Annotated in this window: 26 protein-coding genes; all 26 read right to left on the bottom strand. The window is 46.8% G+C overall.

Going from position 1 to position 19604, the window contains the following annotated elements:
- On the bottom strand, window positions 1-1095 hold the full coding sequence (flhB, locus tag KNO65_RS07550) for a flagellar biosynthesis protein FlhB (protein WP_214782955.1): 1095 nt from the start codon (window positions 1093-1095) through the stop codon (window positions 1-3).
- Complete coding sequence (gene fliR / locus KNO65_RS07545; protein WP_074037236.1) at window positions 1092-1862, bottom strand: flagellar biosynthetic protein FliR; 771 nt, start codon at window positions 1860-1862, stop codon at window positions 1092-1094. The genes flhB and fliR overlap by 4 nt, the downstream gene beginning before the upstream one ends.
- Window positions 1859-2131 (bottom strand): flagellar biosynthesis protein FliQ, encoded by a 273-nt coding sequence (gene fliQ, locus KNO65_RS07540; RefSeq protein WP_015881403.1) that lies wholly within the window; start codon window positions 2129-2131, stop codon window positions 1859-1861. The genes fliR and fliQ overlap by 4 nt, the downstream gene beginning before the upstream one ends.
- Window positions 2132-2142: 11 nt before the next feature.
- Window positions 2143-2808 carry a flagellar type III secretion system pore protein FliP gene (fliP, locus tag KNO65_RS07535; protein WP_074037237.1) on the bottom strand — a complete coding sequence of 222 codons (666 nt, stop codon included), beginning with the start codon at window positions 2806-2808 and terminating at the stop codon, window positions 2143-2145.
- Entirely contained in the window at window positions 2805-3299 is a 495-nt protein-coding gene (locus KNO65_RS07530; protein WP_074037238.1) for a flagellar biosynthetic protein FliO, read from the bottom strand. Before KNO65_RS07530 ends, fliP begins: the two co-directional genes overlap by 4 nt.
- A complete protein-coding gene (locus tag KNO65_RS07525; protein ID WP_015881400.1) occupies window positions 3296-3661 on the bottom strand; it encodes a response regulator in 366 nt (121 codons plus the stop codon). The genes KNO65_RS07530 and KNO65_RS07525 overlap by 4 nt, the downstream gene beginning before the upstream one ends.
- Window positions 3662-3674: 13 nt before the next feature.
- On the bottom strand, window positions 3675-4805 hold the full coding sequence (fliY, locus tag KNO65_RS07520; protein ID WP_214782952.1) for a flagellar motor switch phosphatase FliY: 1131 nt from the start codon (window positions 4803-4805) through the stop codon (window positions 3675-3677).
- Window positions 4802-5791 (bottom strand): flagellar motor switch protein FliM, encoded by a 990-nt coding sequence (gene fliM / locus KNO65_RS07515; protein WP_159562093.1) that lies wholly within the window; start codon window positions 5789-5791, stop codon window positions 4802-4804. The genes fliY and fliM overlap by 4 nt, the downstream gene beginning before the upstream one ends.
- 9 nt (window positions 5792-5800) lie before the next feature.
- Window positions 5801-6253 carry a flagellar basal body-associated FliL family protein gene (locus KNO65_RS07510; RefSeq protein WP_015881397.1) on the bottom strand — a complete coding sequence of 151 codons (453 nt, stop codon included), beginning with the start codon at window positions 6251-6253 and terminating at the stop codon, window positions 5801-5803.
- The gene (locus KNO65_RS07505) at window positions 6246-6464 is read right to left on the bottom strand and encodes a flagellar FlbD family protein (RefSeq protein WP_031421671.1); all 219 of its coding nucleotides are present in this window, start codon (window positions 6462-6464) and stop codon (window positions 6246-6248) included. Before KNO65_RS07505 ends, KNO65_RS07510 begins: the two co-directional genes overlap by 8 nt.
- Window positions 6464-7375, bottom strand: coding sequence for a flagellar basal body rod protein FlgG (gene flgG, locus KNO65_RS07500; protein WP_015881395.1), 912 nt, complete (start codon window positions 7373-7375; stop codon window positions 6464-6466). Before flgG ends, KNO65_RS07505 begins: the two co-directional genes overlap by 1 nt.
- Before the next feature lie 18 nt (window positions 7376-7393).
- A complete protein-coding gene (locus KNO65_RS07495; RefSeq protein WP_214782949.1) occupies window positions 7394-7822 on the bottom strand; it encodes a flagellar hook capping FlgD N-terminal domain-containing protein in 429 nt (142 codons plus the stop codon).
- A complete protein-coding gene (locus tag KNO65_RS07490; protein WP_214782946.1) occupies window positions 7794-8882 on the bottom strand; it encodes a flagellar hook-length control protein FliK in 1089 nt (362 codons plus the stop codon). Before KNO65_RS07490 ends, KNO65_RS07495 begins: the two co-directional genes overlap by 29 nt.
- A gap of 22 nt (window positions 8883-8904) precedes the next feature.
- Window positions 8905-9471 (bottom strand): MotE family protein, encoded by a 567-nt coding sequence (locus KNO65_RS07485; protein WP_214782943.1) that lies wholly within the window; start codon window positions 9469-9471, stop codon window positions 8905-8907.
- Window position 9472: 1 nt separating this feature from the next.
- A complete protein-coding gene (locus KNO65_RS07480) occupies window positions 9473-9907 on the bottom strand; it encodes a flagellar FliJ family protein (RefSeq protein ID WP_159562090.1) in 435 nt (144 codons plus the stop codon).
- Entirely contained in the window at window positions 9904-11223 is a 1320-nt protein-coding gene (fliI, locus tag KNO65_RS07475; protein ID WP_159562089.1) for a flagellar protein export ATPase FliI, read from the bottom strand. The genes KNO65_RS07480 and fliI overlap by 4 nt, the downstream gene beginning before the upstream one ends.
- Complete coding sequence (locus KNO65_RS07470) at window positions 11210-11935, bottom strand: FliH/SctL family protein (protein ID WP_214782940.1); 726 nt, start codon at window positions 11933-11935, stop codon at window positions 11210-11212. Before KNO65_RS07470 ends, fliI begins: the two co-directional genes overlap by 14 nt.
- Window positions 11919-12926, bottom strand: coding sequence for a flagellar motor switch protein FliG (fliG, locus tag KNO65_RS07465; protein ID WP_026826250.1), 1008 nt, complete (start codon window positions 12924-12926; stop codon window positions 11919-11921). Before fliG ends, KNO65_RS07470 begins: the two co-directional genes overlap by 17 nt.
- Window positions 12927-12931: 5 nt before the next feature.
- Window positions 12932-14503: a flagellar basal-body MS-ring/collar protein FliF gene (gene fliF, locus KNO65_RS07460; RefSeq protein WP_078146698.1), complete on the bottom strand. Its 1572-nt coding sequence runs from the start codon at window positions 14501-14503 to the stop codon at window positions 12932-12934.
- Between the two features lie 22 nt (window positions 14504-14525).
- Window positions 14526-14807, bottom strand: a complete 282-nt coding sequence (gene fliE, locus KNO65_RS07455) for a flagellar hook-basal body complex protein FliE (RefSeq protein WP_074037250.1) — start codon at window positions 14805-14807, stop codon at window positions 14526-14528.
- 13 nt (window positions 14808-14820) lie between these two features.
- A complete protein-coding gene (flgC, locus tag KNO65_RS07450; RefSeq protein WP_074037252.1) occupies window positions 14821-15249 on the bottom strand; it encodes a flagellar basal body rod protein FlgC in 429 nt (142 codons plus the stop codon).
- A 3-nt stretch (window positions 15250-15252) separates the two neighbouring features.
- Window positions 15253-15621, bottom strand: a complete 369-nt coding sequence (gene flgB / locus KNO65_RS07445) for a flagellar basal body rod protein FlgB (protein ID WP_074037939.1) — start codon at window positions 15619-15621, stop codon at window positions 15253-15255.
- A 272-nt stretch (window positions 15622-15893) separates the two neighbouring features.
- Window positions 15894-16673, bottom strand: coding sequence for a GTP-sensing pleiotropic transcriptional regulator CodY (gene codY, locus KNO65_RS07440; protein ID WP_074037253.1), 780 nt, complete (start codon window positions 16671-16673; stop codon window positions 15894-15896).
- A 36-nt stretch (window positions 16674-16709) separates the two neighbouring features.
- Window positions 16710-18080: an ATP-dependent protease ATPase subunit HslU gene (gene hslU / locus KNO65_RS07435; protein WP_214782937.1), complete on the bottom strand. Its 1371-nt coding sequence runs from the start codon at window positions 18078-18080 to the stop codon at window positions 16710-16712.
- Window positions 18077-18625 (bottom strand): ATP-dependent protease subunit HslV, encoded by a 549-nt coding sequence (gene hslV, locus KNO65_RS07430; RefSeq protein WP_015881381.1) that lies wholly within the window; start codon window positions 18623-18625, stop codon window positions 18077-18079. Before hslV ends, hslU begins: the two co-directional genes overlap by 4 nt.
- A gap of 11 nt (window positions 18626-18636) precedes the next feature.
- A complete protein-coding gene (locus KNO65_RS07425; RefSeq protein ID WP_214782931.1) occupies window positions 18637-19518 on the bottom strand; it encodes a tyrosine-type recombinase/integrase in 882 nt (293 codons plus the stop codon).
- Window positions 19519-19604 lie beyond the last annotated feature (86 nt).

The raw sequence follows: 19604 nt of genomic DNA, 5'->3' as shown, positions 1-19604 counted from the left end.
TCAAGACGGTTGTTTCATTTGATAGACGAATGCCAGTACTTCCGCAATGGCTTGATAAAACGATTCGTCTACCACTTCACCGATGTCGATTTGCGCATAGAGCGCTCGCGCGAGTGGTTTATTTTCAACAATGGCCACGTCATGTTCTTTTGCGACATCTCGAATATGAAAGGCGACCCGGTCGACCCCTTTGGCGACCACGAGCGGCGCAAAATCTTTCGTGTCATCATATCGAATGACGACCGCGTAATGGGTCGGGTTCGTGATGACGACATCGGCATTCGGTATCTCTTGCATCATCCGTCGCATCGCCATTTCCCGTTGTTGCTGTTTGATTTTAGATTTGATGAGAGGGTCACCTTCCGTATTTTTGTACTCATCTTTTATATCTTGCTTAGACATTCGGATCGATTTCTCGAAATCAAATCGTTGGTAGAATAAATCGAGTAGTGCAAGTGCGAGCAAGGCGACACTTACCCAAAGACCAAGTTCGATTGTGATACTCGCGAGTGCGACAATCGATTCACGAACTTGTTCGACGGCCATCCGAGACAGTTCTTTCTGATTTTTCCAAAGGACAGCGACAGCGGTTGTCAGGATGATTAACAATTTGAATAAGGACTTTAAAAATTCGACGACCGCTTTCATACTGACGATGCGTTTGACCCCCTTGATCGGGTCGATCCGCTCAAGCTTTGGTTGAATGGCTTCTAAAGAAAATAACGTTCCGATTTGTAGGTAATTGATGAGAATCCCAAACACGACGGCGACGATAAAGAACGGAGCCAAAATCAAACCGACACGTAGCATTAAGTCGACAATCATATCCGACATGCCGCCCGTCACGTTAAACAATAAATACTCTGGGCTGAGTAAATCGCTGATTAAAGAAAGCAATTGCTGCCCAATCACGGGACCGAAAAAAGATAACATGAGAAACATCGCAAAAAGTGCGAACGCTCCAGTCAAATCGGCTGACTTGGCGACCTGCCCCTTCTTTCGGGAGTCTTCCCGTTTACGTGGCGTCGCTTTTTCTGTCTTTTCACCTGCAAAAAACTGTAGATTGACCGATAAAGGATATAGAGGCTTCTTCATGAGGCGTCTCCTAATATGAGCATAAAGTCGTGCATAACTTCTTGTAATAGCGGGATGAACTGGCTGATTCCTGTCAATGTCAGTCCCATCAATAAAACCATGACGGCAAAACCAGCGATAAGTTTAAATGAAAATCCGATGGCAAAGATATTGAATTGCGGTGCTGACTTCGCTAAAAAACCGAGAGCTAAGTCCACAAGCAGTAAGGAAGCCATCATCGGCAACGCTAATTGCAACGCGACCATCATTGTCATCGTGACGACTTTTACAGCCATCATCAATGAAGCTTCAGTAAAATTGATCATCGGTTGGCCAGGCGGATAGATTTGAAAGCTATAATAAATGCCGTCAATCAGCAGAAGATGCAGGTTGCTCGTCAACAAAATGAATAGCGTAAAAATATAATAAAATCGTCCAATCAATGGTGATTGACCGCCAAACATCGGATCATATGCGGATGCCATCGCTAATCCGAGCTGTAAATCGATGACCCCACCGGCAATTTGCGGTGCAAAAAATAGGATGTTGATCAACAGTCCGAGTAAAAGTCCGATCATGACTTCATAGACGACTTGCAGGACAAACGCATTGGTCATTTGAATTGGCTCGGTCAATGTGAACATTGCATAGTATGCTAAAAACGCACTGAACGCGACGCGGTGCATGACCGGTAATTGTCTCGTCGAGAACAACGGGACACTGACAAAAAAGCCAGACAGTCGCGCGAACGTTAATCCATACATACTGATGAAGTCGACTGCATTCATTTCGAAGCAACCTCGACCATCAACTCAAAAATCAAACGCGTGAACCCTTCAATCTGTTGAAGCATCCACGGTCCAAAAATGACGAGACCGATGAAGACCGAGATAATTTTCGGAACGAACGATAACGTTTGTTCTTGAATTTGAGTCGTGGCCTGTAAAATCGAGATCACGAGACCGACGATCAGTGAGATGAGTAGAAGTGGCATTGATATTTTTAATAAGGTCCACACACTCTCTGTCGCCAAATAGATGACCATTTCTTGTGTCATGTCCGTTCCCCCTACATACTTCTAAGCAATGATTCCACAATCAAGTGCCAGCCATCGACCAATACAAACAATAATAATTTAAACGGCAGTGCAATCATGACTGGAGGAAGCATCATCATCCCCATCGACATGAGGACACTCGCGACTACCATATCAATGATTAAAAACGGTAAGAAAATCATGAAGCCGATTTGGAAAGCGGTCTTCAACTCACTGATCGCATAAGCAGGAACCAAAGCGAGGAGAGGTACATCATCTAGTGTCTCCGGCTGCTCGTAATTCCCATACTTTAAGAACAGTTGTAAATCTTCTTGTCTTGTATATTTCGACATGAACTCTTTCATCGTCCCACTTGCCTCATCGAACGCCTCATTTTGTGAGATCTTGTCATCGAGGTATGGTTTTAATGCGTTCTCATTTAAGTCAGAGAGAACTGGAGACATGACGAACAGTGTGATGAACAGTGCCAATCCGACAATCAATTGGTTCGGTGGCGTTTGCTGTGTACCGAGCGCCGGTCGAATGAATGACAAGACGACCACGACACGGGTAAAGCAAGTCATCAAGATTAAAAAGGATGGTGCGAGCGTCAGCAATGTTAACAAAATCAATAGCTTGATGGATGTCGATGTACTGTCCGGTGTTTCTAAATTGATCAATTGCTCAAACGTTGTCATGATTTCTTCCTCACTTCTTCTAGCTGAGCGAGTTGTTTCTTAAAGGTGTCTAAAAATGCATTCGAATTAGACGTTCGGAGTGACAAGGTTTCCGTTTGCTCTTCCTCCATCGTGTCCGCATCAAGTCGATCGATCAGTTGAATCGAATCGCCGACACCGAGTACATATACCTGGTCACCGAGCTTCACGAGCTGAACAGAGCGGTCTTTCCCAAGAGGGACGCCTCCGAGATGTTTCATATGTTGAGTCGCTTTCACGCCTTGTGTTTTGGAACCGAGCCAACGCATCAAAACGATAAATCCGCCGACCACGACCACGAGACTTAACACGACTTTCACGCCATTGCCAATGGTTGACGCTGTCGTTGGAACGTTACTTTCCTGTTCATCTGTCTGTTGTTGCTCGAATTGTTGGTCTACGGTGGCGGCCTCAACCGTGGTTGGACCGAAGAGCCCAACCACGAGAAGAATAATCAACCACCATTTCTTCATTGTGCGACCGTTTTAGAAACTGCTTCGATGACACGCTCTGCATTGAAAGGCTTGACGATAAAATCTTTTGCACCAGCTTGAATGGCATCGATGACCATCGCTTGTTGTCCCATCGCTGAACACATGATGATTTTCGCATTCGAGTCGAAGCTACGAATTTCTTTCAATGCTGCGAGTCCATCCATCTCAGGCATCGTGATGTCAAGTGTGACGAGATCCGGTGTGAGTTCACGATATTTCGCGACAGCGTCCGCTCCGTTTTCCGCCTCACCTACTACGTCGTACCCGTTCTTTGTCAAAATGTCCTTAATCATCATACGCATGAACGCTGCGTCATCTACTACTAATACTTTTGCACTCATTCTAAATTCCTCCTTAAACGATTCCGATCCGCTCATGCGGTTGAATAATTTCTGTTACACGTACCCCAAAGTTTTCTTCAATGACGACGACTTCTCCTCTAGCGATTCGCTGTTGGTTGACATAAATGTCTACCGGCTCACCTGCTAATTTGTCGAGTTCAATGATGGAGCCTTGTGATAACTCAAGTACTTCCCGAACGGATTTTTTCGTTCTTCCTAACTCTACTGTCACGTTTAACGGGACATCATACAGCAACCCAAGATTCGCTGGGGCCGTTTCTTGTGACGCCGGTGATTGGAGTGGCATGAATTCCGCCTGGCTCACAGCTACTTCCGGCATAGATTTTTGCTTGTTTGGTTGTGGGGCAACGGACTGTGCTGTTTGTTGTGCTTGTGGCTGTGGTTTCGGTGCTTCCGCTCTCGGCTGCTCTTTTACCGGTTCTGATGCCGCTTGGACCTCTCCAGTCGCTTTCATCAACTCGTCGACTAACTGCTTTCCAAACTGAATTGGTGCAATCTGGACAATCGTTGAATCAATCAACGTGCCTACTTTGAGATTGAACTCAATGAGTACCATCGTCTCCCATAGTTCAAGGCGATCGATGATTGTCTGATTCTTTGTTGCATCAAACACTTCGACAAGAGGTGGCGAGATGTCAATTTTCTTCGAAAATACCGTCGATAAAGACGTTGCTGCCGCACCCATCATTTGATTCATCGCTTCTTGAACAGCTGATAAACGAATCTCATCAAGGCTCTCCGGATCAACATTCTCTCCACTTCCACCTAACATGAGGTCAGAGATGATTGCCGCATCTTCGCGAGTCAATACGAGAACATTTTCCCCTTGGATTCCTTCTGTATAGCCAACTCGAAGTGCCACGTGAGGAGTGGGATAGCGTTCGCGTAACGCTTCAATTCTCACTTCACTGACAACCGGTGTCGTAATTTCAACTTTCTGTTGTAATAATGTTGACAAGGCTGTTGCCGAGTTCCCGAATGAAATATTCCCAATTTCTCCGAGTGCGTCGCTCTCCATCGAATCTAAATGTTCTTCTTTTGCTTCGACTTCTGGCGTCGGCGTATTGTCGCTTGTCCCACGTAATAACGCATCAATTTCATCTTGTGACAGCATCTCACTCATTGCTCTTCCTCCTTCACACGGTGAAGCACTTGAACCGCCATTCGCTTCCCGCTCACACCGACTTGCCCTTTAAATACTTTATTTTCCCCCACCATGACGGACAGAGGTTCTTTTGCTAATTGATCGAGTGCCAAACAATCTCCGACTTCTAGATGCAACAAATCTCCAAACGTGATTGTCGTCCCACCGAGTAAGGATACAACTTCGACTGTCGAGTTCATCAATTGAGCTTTAAGTGGCTCTTTACTCGATTGACTTGCATTCCGTCGATTCGCTTCTTGCATCCAATAATGACTCGATAGTTTGGACAATACCGGTTCGATTGTCACGAATGGAAGACAAACGTTGATGGTTCCGCTCACTTCACCAATCGTCACACCAATCGAAATCAAGACGACCGTTTCGTTTGGTGAAACGAGTTGCAGGAACTGCGGATTCACTTCAACAGCTGACATTTCTGCTTTAATCTCAGCAATCGATTCCCAAGCATCCCCATAAGTCGAAAAGGCTCGTTTGTACAATTGCGTCAAAATCCGCATCTCAATTTCGGTGAACGATTCGATTTTATCCATCTCGACACCAGGACCTCCGAGTAACCGGTCTAGCATCGCGTATGAGATGTTCGGATTGACTTCGATGATGAATCGTCCGTTTAACGGTGGCGCCTCAATCAAGTTGATCATCGTCATGCTCGGAATGGAATGAATGAATTCATCGTACGGTAATTGTTCGACCGAGTTGACCGAAAACTGAACATATGTGCGAAGTTGAGCCGAAAAAAATGTCGTGAGCATACGCGTGAAATGTTCGTGAATCCGAGTTAAGCTGCGAATTTGGTCTTTTGAAAATCGAACGGCTCGCTTGAAGTCGTATTGTCGAACTTTCTTCTCTTCCTCTTGCGCGAGAAAGGAGTCCGCTTCGACATCCCCACTGCTTAAAGCAGATAGTAAGGCATCAATTTCTTGTTGAGACAGTACTTCTCCCATGATGCCACCTCACTGAATAATTTTCTTCGTCATATAGACGCGTTGGACTTCACCTTCTTCAAGCAGTCCGTTAAGTTGTTCTCGTAATGTTTGTTCGAACTTTTGCATATCTTCTTTTGTTGCTAATTGGGCTTTCGTCATCCCGGATAAATCACCCAAAATGACGTTGTGAACTTGGAACTTGCGTAGTTCTAAATTCTCTTTCGTTTCAGCCGAATCTGTGACAATCGTAAATTGAACGTTAATGAAACGCTCGTCTTGAATGTTGGTCGTCATGTCATCAGTCATGAAACTCCGTTCTGCCAACTCTTCAGCTGTGACAGGTTTCGTTTTAGCAGTGACGTTATCACCAAAGACATATTTGTAAGTCATGAATCCGGCACCGCCCATGACGAGCAGGACGACAAGCAGGATGATTACGACTTTTAGGCCGCCACCTTTTTTCTTTTCTTCTTCACTCATCTTCTTCACCTCTTGTGAACATCGTTCCGACTAAACCGATTGAGCGGTAAAAGGCTTCAGTTCGTTCAATGATTTGATCTTTCGTTTCTTTTACGAGATACGTTTTGCCATTAAACAATTGGATGATCGTGTCGGGCTCTGCCTTCACCGTTTCGATGAGCAAAGCGTTGAGCACGAACTCCTCACCGCGAAATGCCGTAACGCGAATCATCAGCGTTTCAAGTTGACGAGCTCTTGAAGGATCTCGTCCGATGTTGTGATAATTCGTGTGTTCGCCTGGAATCCACGCTGTGCCACAATCATTTCTGTGAACTCTTCTGAAAGGTCAACGTTTGACATTTCAAGTGCACCTGAGACAAGTTCACCGCGACCGCCCGCACCAGGTACGCCAAACTGTGGAGCACCGGAGTTTTGCGATTGTACGAAGTTGTTGGCTCCGACTTTTGATAACCCGGCATTGTTCGAGAAGTTCGACGTGACGATATAACCAGCGATACGAAGTTCACCATTAGCAGCTACGAAACTAACTTGTCCGTCTTTACCAATTGAAAGCGATTTTGCATCTGTTGGGATTTTAATTCGACCGTATTTAACGGTTTGTGTACCTGCATCAGCTGCTAAATAAGGTGCGTCTAAGTTCGCCCCCATATTTGCTGCAGTAGGTGTGGCTGCAACTCCGGCAACACCAGAAGGAGGCAACGTGTTCGTCTGAGAACCAATGAGGTATGTCCCGTCGCCCGTCACCAAATTACCTTGGTTGTCCGTGTAGAAGTTCCCAGCGCGCGTGTATTGGATTTGACCATTGACCATCGTCGCATAGAATCCTTCACCTGAAATCCCAACGTCAAGGGCGCGTCCTGTGTTTTGCATGGCACCCTGGTTATAGACGTTATCGACCGTCGCCATCGTCCCCCCGAGACCGACTTCCTTCGGGTTCACACCACCTGTTGTCGCATTTCCGGCCGACGCACTCCCGACTTGTTGACTGACGAGGTCTTTGAACGTGACGCGACCTTTTTTATAACCGAACGTGTTGACGTTGGCGATGTTGTTCCCGACGACGTCTAGCTTCGATTGGAAGTTCTTCAATCCACTGATTCCTGAGTACATTGCTCTTAACATAATGCATTCCTCCTATGCTTATTTGATCGATGTGATATCGTACACGCTGACGGATGTTCCGTCTTCAAGATCGGCCATATATCCGGTTAAGTCGTTACGAGAAATGGAAACGACACGACCTGTGCCTTTCGTCGTCTCTTCACTCGTTTCGGTTGTAAAGTTGATTGTTTTCCCAATCATGCTACTGTATTCAGAAATCGACGACATGTGACGGTCGACGAGAACCGAGTCGAGTTGTTTTGAGATGGCTTGCATTTGCTCGAGAGACGAGAACTGCGCCATCTGTGCGATGAACTCTTTATCCTCCATCGGTGACATCGGGTCCTGGTTCGCGATTTGAGCGAGAAGCAACTTCATAAACATGTCTTTATCGTATTGATTTGTCGCTTTTGGGAGCGACTGATCTGGCAATGTATAATCATTCGTCTTCGGTTGGATGCTCGTCATCTTCAGACCCTCCTTTAGGCTGTTCTTGTGGTTGTTCTTGTTCCGGTTGCTCGGAACCATCGGACAAGGCTGATTTTGAATCGAGCGCTTGCTGTGTCAAGTTGACCTCGATCCGAACGTTTTGCGAATGGGGTGTCAACGTTTGTTGCAACTGTTGAACCTGTGACTGGATCAGTTGCTTCGCCTCTTGATTGCTGGCAAACATCTTGACGACAAGTTCTCCATTCTTCCGCTCTAGCTTGACGACGAGTTCCCCTAACTGCTCCGGATACAATCTTACAGTGAAGACTTTTGAACCATCTGCCCCACTTTTGAACGGTGCCTTTTGCAAAGCCGCTTCAATCCGAGCTTGTAAATTCTCAGGAAGGGATCCTTTCGAAGCATACATGACCGTGTCCACGTCAATCTGTGGTCTTGACCAGTTCATCCCTTTCGGCATCCAGTCTACGTTGTTTGGCTGTAGCGCAGGTTTTGCGATTTTTACGGTTTCAACATTTGACAAGACGGGAACTTCTTTCAATGTACCTTCGATTGGTCCTTTATATTGTGTGATGATCCGTTGCATCGTTTGAACCTGTTTGGCAAGTTCTTGGTTTGGAACTTGTTGAGTTAGTGCAATGTTGGTCGTCTGAGCATTTCCCTCTGTTTGCTTCGTAGTATGGACTTTCGGCGTAGTCGTCGTCTGTACAATCGCCGGTAAAACCGAAGACGGGATTTCAGTCTCAGGCGAAGGATTAGACAATTGACCGAGTAAACTTACATATGCATCCATAAACGTCCGATACGCATCTTGTGGCAGTGATTTTAGCCACTTCAATGTATCAGGCTTTTGAAACCATGTTTCGAGTTCCTGTGCCATTTTTTCCAAATCGACTGATCCTTCAGGAAGCACACCTTCTTCAAGTTGAGGAAGTTCTGCCTGCTCCCCTGAGCCTTGCATTGGGGCAAGCATCGCAGAAAGGAGGCTTAAAAATCCACCTGCTCCCTGTGATTCTCCCTCCACTGCTCCAGTACGAGCCATCGATCCTTGAATGGCTTGCGTCAATAAAGCGATATTCAATGTTGACCCTCCCTTCTTGTGTTCATTGGAGAAGCTGCGTCACAACCGCAGCCTGTTGCGCATTCATTCGTCCTAAGATGTCTGCCTGTTGCTTAGGTGATAGCTCCTTCAACAGTTCAGCAACTTGAGGGCTTTCGAGTTCACCCATAATAGCTGCCGCCTGTTTGGCTGACATTTCTTCATAAACGCTGGCGACATCAGATGAGGTCTCCTCTTCTTTTGTCGCTGCCTCTAGTTCCGAGACGAGTCGATCTCGTTCACGAATCAAATCGGTGATTTCTTCTTGTCTAGCCTTTACTTCGTTCGTCAATTCAACATTTTCGTTGCGAAGTTTTTCAATCTCACTGTTCGCCGCTTTTAATCGGTTCGCTGCGTCCGAATCGATTCCCGTCACATTCACCTGCGTCTCCGTTTTTTTTGATTCTTCCGTTTTCTCGTCCTCGTTCACTTCTAATAAGGGAACGGATAAGAGCGGACGGTCCATCGCATAGTTCATGACGACAATCCCACCGACTAAGATGAAGATTGCTGGAATGAGGACCAACGCCACAATCATTTGCTTGCCTCGTTTATTGTTCTCTTTTGCCATGCTACTTCCCTTTCCCATGATGAATCACAGCAAGTTCATCCATCATTTGTTGCTCTGTAAGTTTAGCTACCGTCATCTCTTGCATGCTGACCTTTTCATGGAGCGTCACGTATTTCTTTTCTTCCACCACTTTACCGAGCAATCGTTCTTGCGACGCATGATAGCGATTGCGGGCCTGTTGTACGACGAGCTGTTGCGTTTCGATTTGACGTTTCACTTGCTCTCGCGTCTTTTCTCGATACTGCGACATGAGAAGGTCGATGTTTCCAGATTGTTCGTCTTGGTGTTTGATGAGCGACTCATACATGAGAAGAAGGTCATATAGCTTCTCCATCTCTGTCTCAAGTCTTGCCTTAAATCCTCTGACTTCTATGGCGGCATCTTCTTTTTCATGTTCCGCAATCGGCATGATTCGTTCTAATATGAGTCTATTCATGATTCACCTCGTGCAATATGTGACAAGTGGGTCATCGTCTGTTCGAAAGCAGCATCTTCTTCGATCGATTGTTTCAAAAACGTCAACAAGTATGGATATTTCTCCACAGCGGTATCAATTGAAGGATTGGTGCCTTTTTTATACGCTCCGATATTGATTAAATCTTCCGCGTCAATATAGGTCGCGAGCCAACTGCGGAACGTTTGAGCTGCATCTCTGTGTGAAGGGGAAGCGATTTGGTTCATGACCCGACTGATGGATTTCAGTACATGGATTGCCGGGAATTGCCCACGGTTTGCGAGCGCCCGGTCCATCACAAAGTGTCCGTCTAAAATCCCCCGCACCGCGTCGGCAATCGGTTCATTCATATCATCCCCGTCGACGAGGACCGTATAGAACGCAGTGATTGAACCTGTCGCCGCTGTTCCACTTCGCTCTAATAGTTGAGGTAACATGGCGAATACGGATGGGGTGTACCCTTTCGATGTTGGGGGTTCGCCCGTCGCAAGACCAATCTCACGCTGTGCCATCGCAAAACGTGTCACCGAGTCCATCATCAAGACCACTTCTTTCCCTTGGTCCCGGAAGTACTCGGCAATCGCGGTCGCCGTGTAAGCTCCCTTCAACCGGACAAGCGGGGGTTGGTCGCTTGTCGCTACAATCACGACGGAACGAGCCATGCCTTCTGGTCCGAGTTCTTTTTCGATGAACTCTTTTACTTCCCGACCCCGTTCTCCAATCAAGGCGATGACGTTAATATCTGCCGAAGATCGTTTGGCAATCATCCCGAGCAAGGTCGACTTCCCTACACCGGAACCAGCAAACAAACCGACCCGTTGTCCTTTCCCTACAGTCAACAGTCCATCAATCATGCGTACACCGGTCGACAGCGCATCTAAAATCCTTGGTCGATTCAAAGGATTCGGAGGTTTACGTTGAACGTCATAACGCTTACCGGTCACAAGACGCTCACCTGAAAGTGGACGTCCCAAACCATCGAGCACTTGACCAATCAACTCTTCCCCTACAGGAACTTGAAGCATTTTTCCCGTTCCCTTTACAAGACACCCTGGCGCAATTTGCGTAGTTTCACCGTATGGCATGAGCAGAACACGCTCTTCATTGAATCCGACAACCTCTGCTTCAACCGTTTCATTCGACGGAAGGACAATCAAACAGCGTTCTCCGACAAATGCACTCGGCCCATTCGACTCAATCATCAATCCGATGACACGGCAAACTCGACCGATTTTTCGTGTGAACTCGCCGTCCGAAGACTGCTTGATTGAGTCAAGAACCTGCTCAATAAGCACCATCCGCTAAAACCTCCTCGATTTTAGCTTGAATCCGTTCGAAACTATACGTTAAATCGACTTCATTCCCACGATGTGGCGACTCGATTCGGATTGCCGTTTCATCCAATGATCCGTCCCCACGATATTTCAAAGGGGGTGTCTCTTCTGTCCGCCACATCGCTTCGAATTGCTGAATCGAGGCAAGACGTGTCGGATGAACAAAGATTGTGATTGCTTCGGCATCGATCCAATGTGACATTTGATCACGGATCATCGTCGCAAAGAGTTCTTCATCTTTCCGAACAAGTTCCGTTGTCACATGTGCACTGACCGAGATTGCCAGCTCAATGAGTTGTTCTTCCGCTTGTCTCCATTTTTCTTCAAATAAGAGTTCAAGTTCGCTCGAAACGGAATTTAATCGTGTGGTGATGTCCTCGAACTCAGCCAATCCGTCCTGTCTACCTTGAAGGAGACCTTCCTGATACCCTTCTGAACGCGCCTCCTCGAACACCTGTTGTTTCAACCGCTCCAACTGTTCGACTTCGGTCAACTGAAACTGTTGAAATGCTTCTTCGTCCTGCTTCAACTTCTCATAGCGCGACTGAATGACATCGTGATGATTGATTCCGTCATTCGGTTCTATAATGGGTGTTTCTAAGCGCTTGGATTCAATCCGTTGCGGAATATTCGATGTTGCACGTTGGCGTTTGATCACATTAGACAACGATGTCATCTCCTCCACCTCGACTGATTACAATCTCACCGACGTCCTCTAGGCGACGAATGATTCCGACGATTCGGCTCTGTGCCTCTTCGACGTCACGCAACCGTACCGGTCCCATGAATTCCATATCTTCTTTGAACGTTTCGACCATACGTTGTGACATGTTTTTGAAGATAATTTGTTTGACTTCCTCCGAAGAGACCTTGAGCGCAAGTAACAAGTCGTCGTTCGCCACTTCGCGAATGATTCGTTGAATCGCACGAGAATCGAGCGTAACGATATCTTCGAAGACGAACATCCGCTTTTTGATTTCTTCTGCAAGTTCCGGATCTTCGATTTCGAGCGCATCGAGAATGGTACGTTCGGTCGTCCGGTCTACACCGTTCAAGACTTCGACGACTGCTTCGATTCCACCAGATTGGGCATAATCTTGCATATCCGTCTGCGACAAGTTCTTCTCAAGGATTTGTTCCACTTCATGGATGACGTCTGGATTGAGTCGATCCATCGTCGCAATCCGTTTTGCGACTTCCGATTGAATCTCAGGTGGAAGTTCCGAGAGGATTTGCCCTGACTTGACGGGTTCTAAATGCGCTAAGATTAACGCAATCGTCTGTGGGTGCTCGTTTTGGATAAAGTTCAATAACTGTTTCGGGTCTGCTTTTCGTGCAAACTCGAACGGTCTGACCTGTAAGGTGGAAGTCAGACGATGAATCAATGCCATCGCCTTGTCTTCACCAACTGCTTTTTCAAGGACAGTTTTCGCAAACCCGATTCCACCCTGAGTGATATAACTTTGTGCCATGGCGAGTTCATGGAACTCACCGAGAATACTATCCTTTTCTTCCGGGGACACTTTTTTTAACGCTGAAATTTGAAGCGTCAGTTGTTCCATCTCTTCTTCTGAAAGATGTTTGTAGACGTTCGCTGCCACTTCAGGTCCCAGGGAAATCATGAGCATCGCTGCTTTTTCGCGATTCGATTGTTTTGCATAGTTCACGTTACTCACTCCTCAGACATCCAAGTACGAAGCAGTTTAGCAAACTCTTCTGGATTACTTTCAGCTAATTTTTCTAACTGTTTCTTCTTCACTGCACCTTCGCCTCGCTCTTCGAGGTCTAGGTCAGGTACTTCATCTTCATATGGAACTTCCCATTCGTTCGTCTCTTCCACAACCTCTTGCTTCCGTCTACGCATCGCGAAGAAGATCAAGGCAAGAATTACGACTGCACCCGCCGCTGCCGCATACATCCACCAAGGTGTCGGTTGCTCTGTTGCTGCAACCTCTTCCACTTCAGCGAACGGTCTCGACACGACGACAACTTTCTGTTCGAGTTCAGCATCCGTGATGGCTTCATCCGTCTTCGCTAACGACGTCCGAATAATGGAATACATCATCGTCTCGAGGTCGCCTTCTAACTGCGGATCGATACTTGTTGCGCCATCTGGTGGTTCAACGATGAGTTGGACTCCGAGGTCACGAATCGTATATGGTGCGTTTTGAATCTGCTTCGTGATGCGGTTGACCTCGTAATTGATGATTTCATGATTCTTTTCACTTTCTTCTGTGCCATCGCCAGTCGCTGCCGGGAAGTTGATTGTGTCGTTCTCACCAGTTCCCGTCGCTTCTGTCGCCGTACCTGTTCCGCCAGTGTATGCTTCAGCAATCCGCTCGGCAGACGTAACGATGCCTTCCATGTTTTCTTCATCGACCGGCGTGACAAGATTCTGTTCTTCAGCCGTTTGTGTCGTGTCGATGTCTGCTGTGACGGAAACGAGTACGCTCCGTTCGCCGAGTAGAACCGAGAGCATCTGTTGGATTTGTTGACGTACGTCTTTTTCGACTTGTCGCTTCAACGCCAATGGATCTGACGAGGAACCTCCAGCAACAACGGTCTGGTCGAGATCATAATACGTGAAGTATTGGTCCATAATTGAAATGTTTTCCGGTTTCAAGTTCGGGACACTCTTACTAATCAAATGATAGAGACCTTTTACTGTGTTTGGTTCTAAATTCGTCCCCGCTCCGATGTTCAAGACGATGGACGCGGTAGGCTCACCTTGATCTTCTGCCAAGAAGACAGACTTCTCAGGAAGTGAGATGATTACTTTCGCTTGATTGATTCCTTCAATCTGTGTGATGAGTCGCTCTAGCTCCGTCTGCATCGCACTACGTTCGATGACAGCCATCTCACGGTCTGTCGTTCCGAACCCTGCGTTTTCACTGAAGAAACTATAATCAATCGAGCCGGACTTTGGAATCCCGGCAGCAGCCAAACTCACTTTCAACTGATCGACCATTTCAGTCGGCACATACACGCTCACACCGTTCGAAGTCGCCTTGATTTCCGACTGTACCCCGTCTGCTGTCAACTTCTCTGTCACTTCGCCCGCTTCTTGAGCAGACAAGTTTGTATAGAGAGGTGCCATGTTTGGCCTTGAAAGGAAGAATGTGAGTACGAGGGCCGCGATTAGTATGACCGCGATCGAGATGCCCCATACGAGTTTACGTTTCGCTGGCATCGCCTTTAATGCACCGGTCATGGATTTGAATCGTTCTTTTAATTGTTCATTCATCGCAACTTGTCATCCTCTACAATTAAACTTGCATTCGCATCATTTCTTGATAGGCCTCAACAGCCTTGTTCCTCACCTCGATGGCAAGTTGCATCGCAATCGACGACTCTTCACTTTGAATCATCACCTGATGAAGGTCAGCTTTCCCGACCGCCAAATCTTTACGGGCTTGACTAGTCGCTTGTTGTGTCTCATTCAATGCGTTCATCGCTTCATTCAAGTATGACCCAAATTGAGATGGGTTCGTTTTATTCAGTGATGGCGTGAGTTCTGGGCTCATCAATTGAATTGGATTAATTTGCATCCGTTAACACTCCTTATCCTTTACCAATCTCCATCGCTTTTACGAGCATCGCCTTCGAGGCGTTCATCGCTGCAATGTTTGCTTCGTACGAACGAGTCGCACCCATCAAATCGACCATTTCTTTCAAGAGATCGACGTTCGGCATTTGTACGTACCCTCGCTCATCCGCATCGGGATGATTCGGGTTATAAGCCAATTTATACGGTGCATCGTCTTCGATGATTTGAGATACCTGCACCCCTCCATTAACGGCATCCATTTGCTTCCGGAATGGCGCTTCTTGCAACACGGTCATCTTTCGTGTGTATGGTTGCCACTCTCCGTCCACGAGTCTCCCGCGAGTCGTCTGAGCGTTGGCGATGTTCGCCGACACGGTATCCATTCGTAGCCGTTGTGACGTCAACGCTGAAGCTGAAATATGAAAACTATCAAACATTCCCATTGATTAACGACCTCCCCGAATAACAGATTTTAATCCCCCGAGCCTACGATTCAATTGCTCCATCATCGCCTCATACTGGAGTTGGTTTCGTGCCAGCTCACTCATTTCATAATCCAAGTCGACGTTGTTGCCATCACTCCTCATGGCGCCACCAGCTCGATCGATGACCTTCGACTGGGTCGAGTCGCTCGGACGACCACCTTGCAGCTTGAGTCGCATCTCACTCTGAAGCGTCTGCTCAAACACAGCCTGTTTGGCTTTGAAATTCGGCGTATCAATGTTTGAAAGGTTATGACTGATGACCTTTTGGTTAAGGACTGAATGGTTGATGGCTTGCTTTAGTAATTGATAGTCACTACCAATCCAATTCACGGCGTTCACTCACTTTCATATAATGACTACTAAATATACCTCATTTGGAAAATCTACTATTTCATTGAAACAAATCTGTAACAGTTCTGAAAGATATTTTTTAAAACATAGGTAAATGGCTTAATATCTTTTTGTCGAATTCACGTCAAAAGGTGAAAATAATTACTTTTGTACTAAAAAAAACCGCTTCCTTATCAAGGAAAGCGGTTTTTTAGGAATAAAGTCCCTTTTAAAAGTGTTTTCAATGGAAATCACACATCGAAAGTTGTATTTCAGTTTGATTTCAGTTTTTGCAATTCAAACAAGAAGTTGTCATTTAATATCTTGATATACGTTCCTTTCATTCCTAAAGAACGTGATTCAATGACCCCTGCACTTTCTAATTTCCGAAGTGCGTTGACGATGACCGAACGCGTGATTCCCACTCTGTCGGCAATTTTGGAAGCAACTAGCAATCCTTCGTTTCCACCAAGCTCTTCGAAGATGTGTTCGATTGCCTCAAGCTCTGAATACGATAACGAGTTAATCGCCATCTGGACGACCGCTTTCTTACGTGCCGACGTTTCGGCTTCCGCAGCCTTCTCACGAAGGATCTCCATTCCAACTACAGTTGCAGAGTACTCCGCGAGAACGAGGTCATCTTCTGTGAATTCATTCGCCAATCGACCGAGTACGAGCGTACCTAAACGTTCTCCTCCACCGATGATTGGAACAATCGTCGTCATGGAGTTGAGGAATAGATCGTGGTTCTCGACTGGGAACGCTGTATATTCACTATCGATATCGATGTTCGCTGTCGTTTCTTTCACATTGAACAAGTTCGAAGCATATGGCTCCGGGAACTGTCGATCGACTAAGAATGCTTTCATCCGGTCATTCTCAATCTGTTGTTTGATTGCAAAACCGAGAAGTCGTCCCCGACGGCTCACGATAAACGTGTTGGACTCAAGGACTTCACGCATTTTGTCCGCCATTTCTTTAAAGTCAACGTGCGCACTTGCCTCTTGTTGAAGCATTGTGTTTAATTGGCGTGTTTTTTCTAGTAAGTTCATATTCTCTATTTCCTCCCTGTATGTGCATACAGAATCTTATAATATATATTGGCTCAAATCACGATCGTCGGCGATGGAACCGACTTTTGCTTGTACGTAAGCTGGTGTGATTTCTACGGTTGTTTGTGGCATATCTGCCGCTTCAAATGATAAATCTTCTAAAACGCGCTCCATTATAGTATAGAGGCGACGTGCACCGATGTCATCGGTCTCACGATTGACATGTGTCGCAATTTTCGCAATTTCTTCAATGGCCTCATGCGTGAAACGGACCGTGATTTCTTCAGATTCTAACAAGGCCGTATATTGTTTAATGAGTGCCTGTGACGGTTCCGTCAAAATCTTGACGAAGTCTTCTTCCGTCAAGCTGCTCAATTCAACACGAATTGGGAAGCGTCCTTGTAGCTCTGGAATCAGGTCAGACGGCTTAGCCATATGGAATGCACCGGCCGCGATGAAAAGAACATGATCCGTTTTAACCGGTCCATACTTCGTGACGACCGTAGATCCTTCTACAATCGGAAGAATGTCACGCTGCACCCCTTCACGGGATACTCCGGCGTGATCTTGTGATTTTGTGGCGATCTTATCGATTTCATCCACGAAGATGATACCCATCTGTTCACTGCGCCGCACGGCTTCATCGTGGACTTCGTTCAAGTCCAGCAAGTTCTCTGCTTCTTCAGCAATGAGAAGCGGTCTTGCTTCACGAACCGTCAGCTTACGTTGTTTCCGTTTCTTTGGAACGATTTGACCGAGCATATCCTGAAGATTCGACAAACCTTCCATCCCTTGACCCTGAAACAAATCCATCGTCTGCTTTTCTTCTAATTCCACTTCAATCACGCGTTCTTCGAGTTCACCGAGTTCGAGCAAGCGTCGAAGTTGCGAACGGTCATTATTGGATGTGTCCGACGTGGTTTCTGGCTGTTGTGTCTGTCCGCCGAACAACGCTTCGAACGGATTCGATGCAGTAGGTGTCGCTTTTGCTTTTCCTTGCAACGCATCTAAAAGGCGTTCCGTCGCCGCACGCTCCGCTGGCTCCTTCACATCTTCTTTTTTCTCTTCTTTGACAAGACGAACCGATGCCTCGACGAGGTCACGCACCATCGACTCGACGTCACGACCGACGTAACCGACTTCCGTAAATTTCGTCGCTTCTACTTTCACGAACGGTGCACCGACAAGCTTGGCTAACCGTCGAGCGATTTCGGTCTTTCCGACCCCGGTCGGTCCAATCATCAAAATATTTTTTGGTGTGACTTCATCGCGAAGGTCCGCATTCAACTTTTGACGACGATAGCGATTTCGTAAAGCAATCGCTACGGCTCGTTTGGCATCTTTTTGTCCGATTACGAAACGGTCTAACTCTGATACGATTTGTCTTGGTGTCAACTCTCGTTTCATTCAGCAGCGCCTCCAATCGTTTCTACAATGACTTGATCATTTGTATACACGCAAAGCTCACCGGCGATTTCGAGAGCGGCACGCGCGATTTCCTCTGCAGACTTTTCAGCGGAGTGGCGCACGAGTGCGCGACCTGCCGCCAAGGCATAGTTCCCACCAGACCCGATTGCAAGAATCCCATCGTCCGGCTCAATCACTTCTCCATTCCCGGAGACGAGTAACAGATGCTCCGCATCCATCACAATCAACAGTGCCTCGAGTTGGCGCAACATCTTATCTCCACGCCATTCTTTCGCCAGTTCTACCGCTGCTCGTGGCAAGTTACCGTTATACATTTCAAGTTTCGATTCAAACTTTTCAAACAATGTGAAAGCATCGGCTACGCTACCTGCAAAACCGGCAACGACTTTCCCGCCATAAAGGCGTCTGACTTTCTTCGCCTTGTTTTTCATGATGACGGCATTCCCGAATGTGACTTGGCCATCTCCACTCATCGCACATTGGCCATTGTGTCGAACTGCAAAAATCGTTGTTGCATGAAACATATCGTAACCTCCTACTTTCTTGGATGTGTCGCTTGATAAATCGACCGAAGTCGTTCGGTCGATACATGGGTGTACCGTCCGGTCGTCGACAAGGACTCATGCCCGAGTAACTCTTGGACGGCACGCAAGTCCGCTCCCCGCTCTAACAAGTCCGTCGCAAAGCTGTGTCGCAACGAGTGCGGGGTAAGTGGTTTATGTACCCCACTGTCTTTTCTCAAACGCTTCATGACATAGCGGATTTGGTCTGTTGTCATCCGATTCCCTTTTTGACTCAAAAATAATGCGGTTTCTGTCGTGAGCCCGACACCTTTACGTAATTCGATATAACGCTGCAAAGCTTGTACGGCATATTGCCCGATTGGGACATACCGTTCTTTCTTCCCTTTTCCCATCACATGGACGAAGGACAAGACCTCATCGAATGAAGAAAGGTTCATCCCACACAGTTCGGCGACGCGGATTCCCGTCCCATAGAGCACTTCTATGATGGCGACGTCCCTCGCCTGTAAAAACGGGTCGTCTTGCCTCGAGGCAGCCTCTAACAATTGCTCGACTTCTGTCGGGACGGCAAAGGTCGGCAAGGACTGTCTCTTTTTCGGTGAGGTCAGGTCGTGAAACAACGGTTCTCCACCTTGTTCTCTTGCCATAAACTTCCCGAATTGCTTGAAACAAGATACTTTTTGGGACACCGTGGACGCGGCCAATTGTTTCTCATAAAGGACATATAAATAACGCCGCGCCGTCTGAGCATCGTAGGGATCTTGATGCGTCGATTGGCAATATGCGGCGTACTGGTCGAGCGTTTGCTCGTAGGAGCGTTTCGTATGAGGAGACAGTCGACGTTCAATTTGGCAGTAGCGCAAAAAGGATTGTCGATCCTCTAAAAATCCCATTTTATCGCCTCCTCGATGACTCTTAAAAACGCATGTTCTCGTCAAATCGAAATTAGCATAGCATACAGAATGTAAGGTGACAATAG

Source organism: Exiguobacterium sp. S3 (assembly GCF_018617295.1).
Taxonomy (GTDB): Bacteria; Bacillota; Bacilli; order Exiguobacteriales; family Exiguobacteriaceae; genus Exiguobacterium; species Exiguobacterium profundum.
The sequence above is the reverse complement of the archived record's forward strand: the minus strand, read 5'-3'. Positions and strand labels throughout refer to the sequence as shown.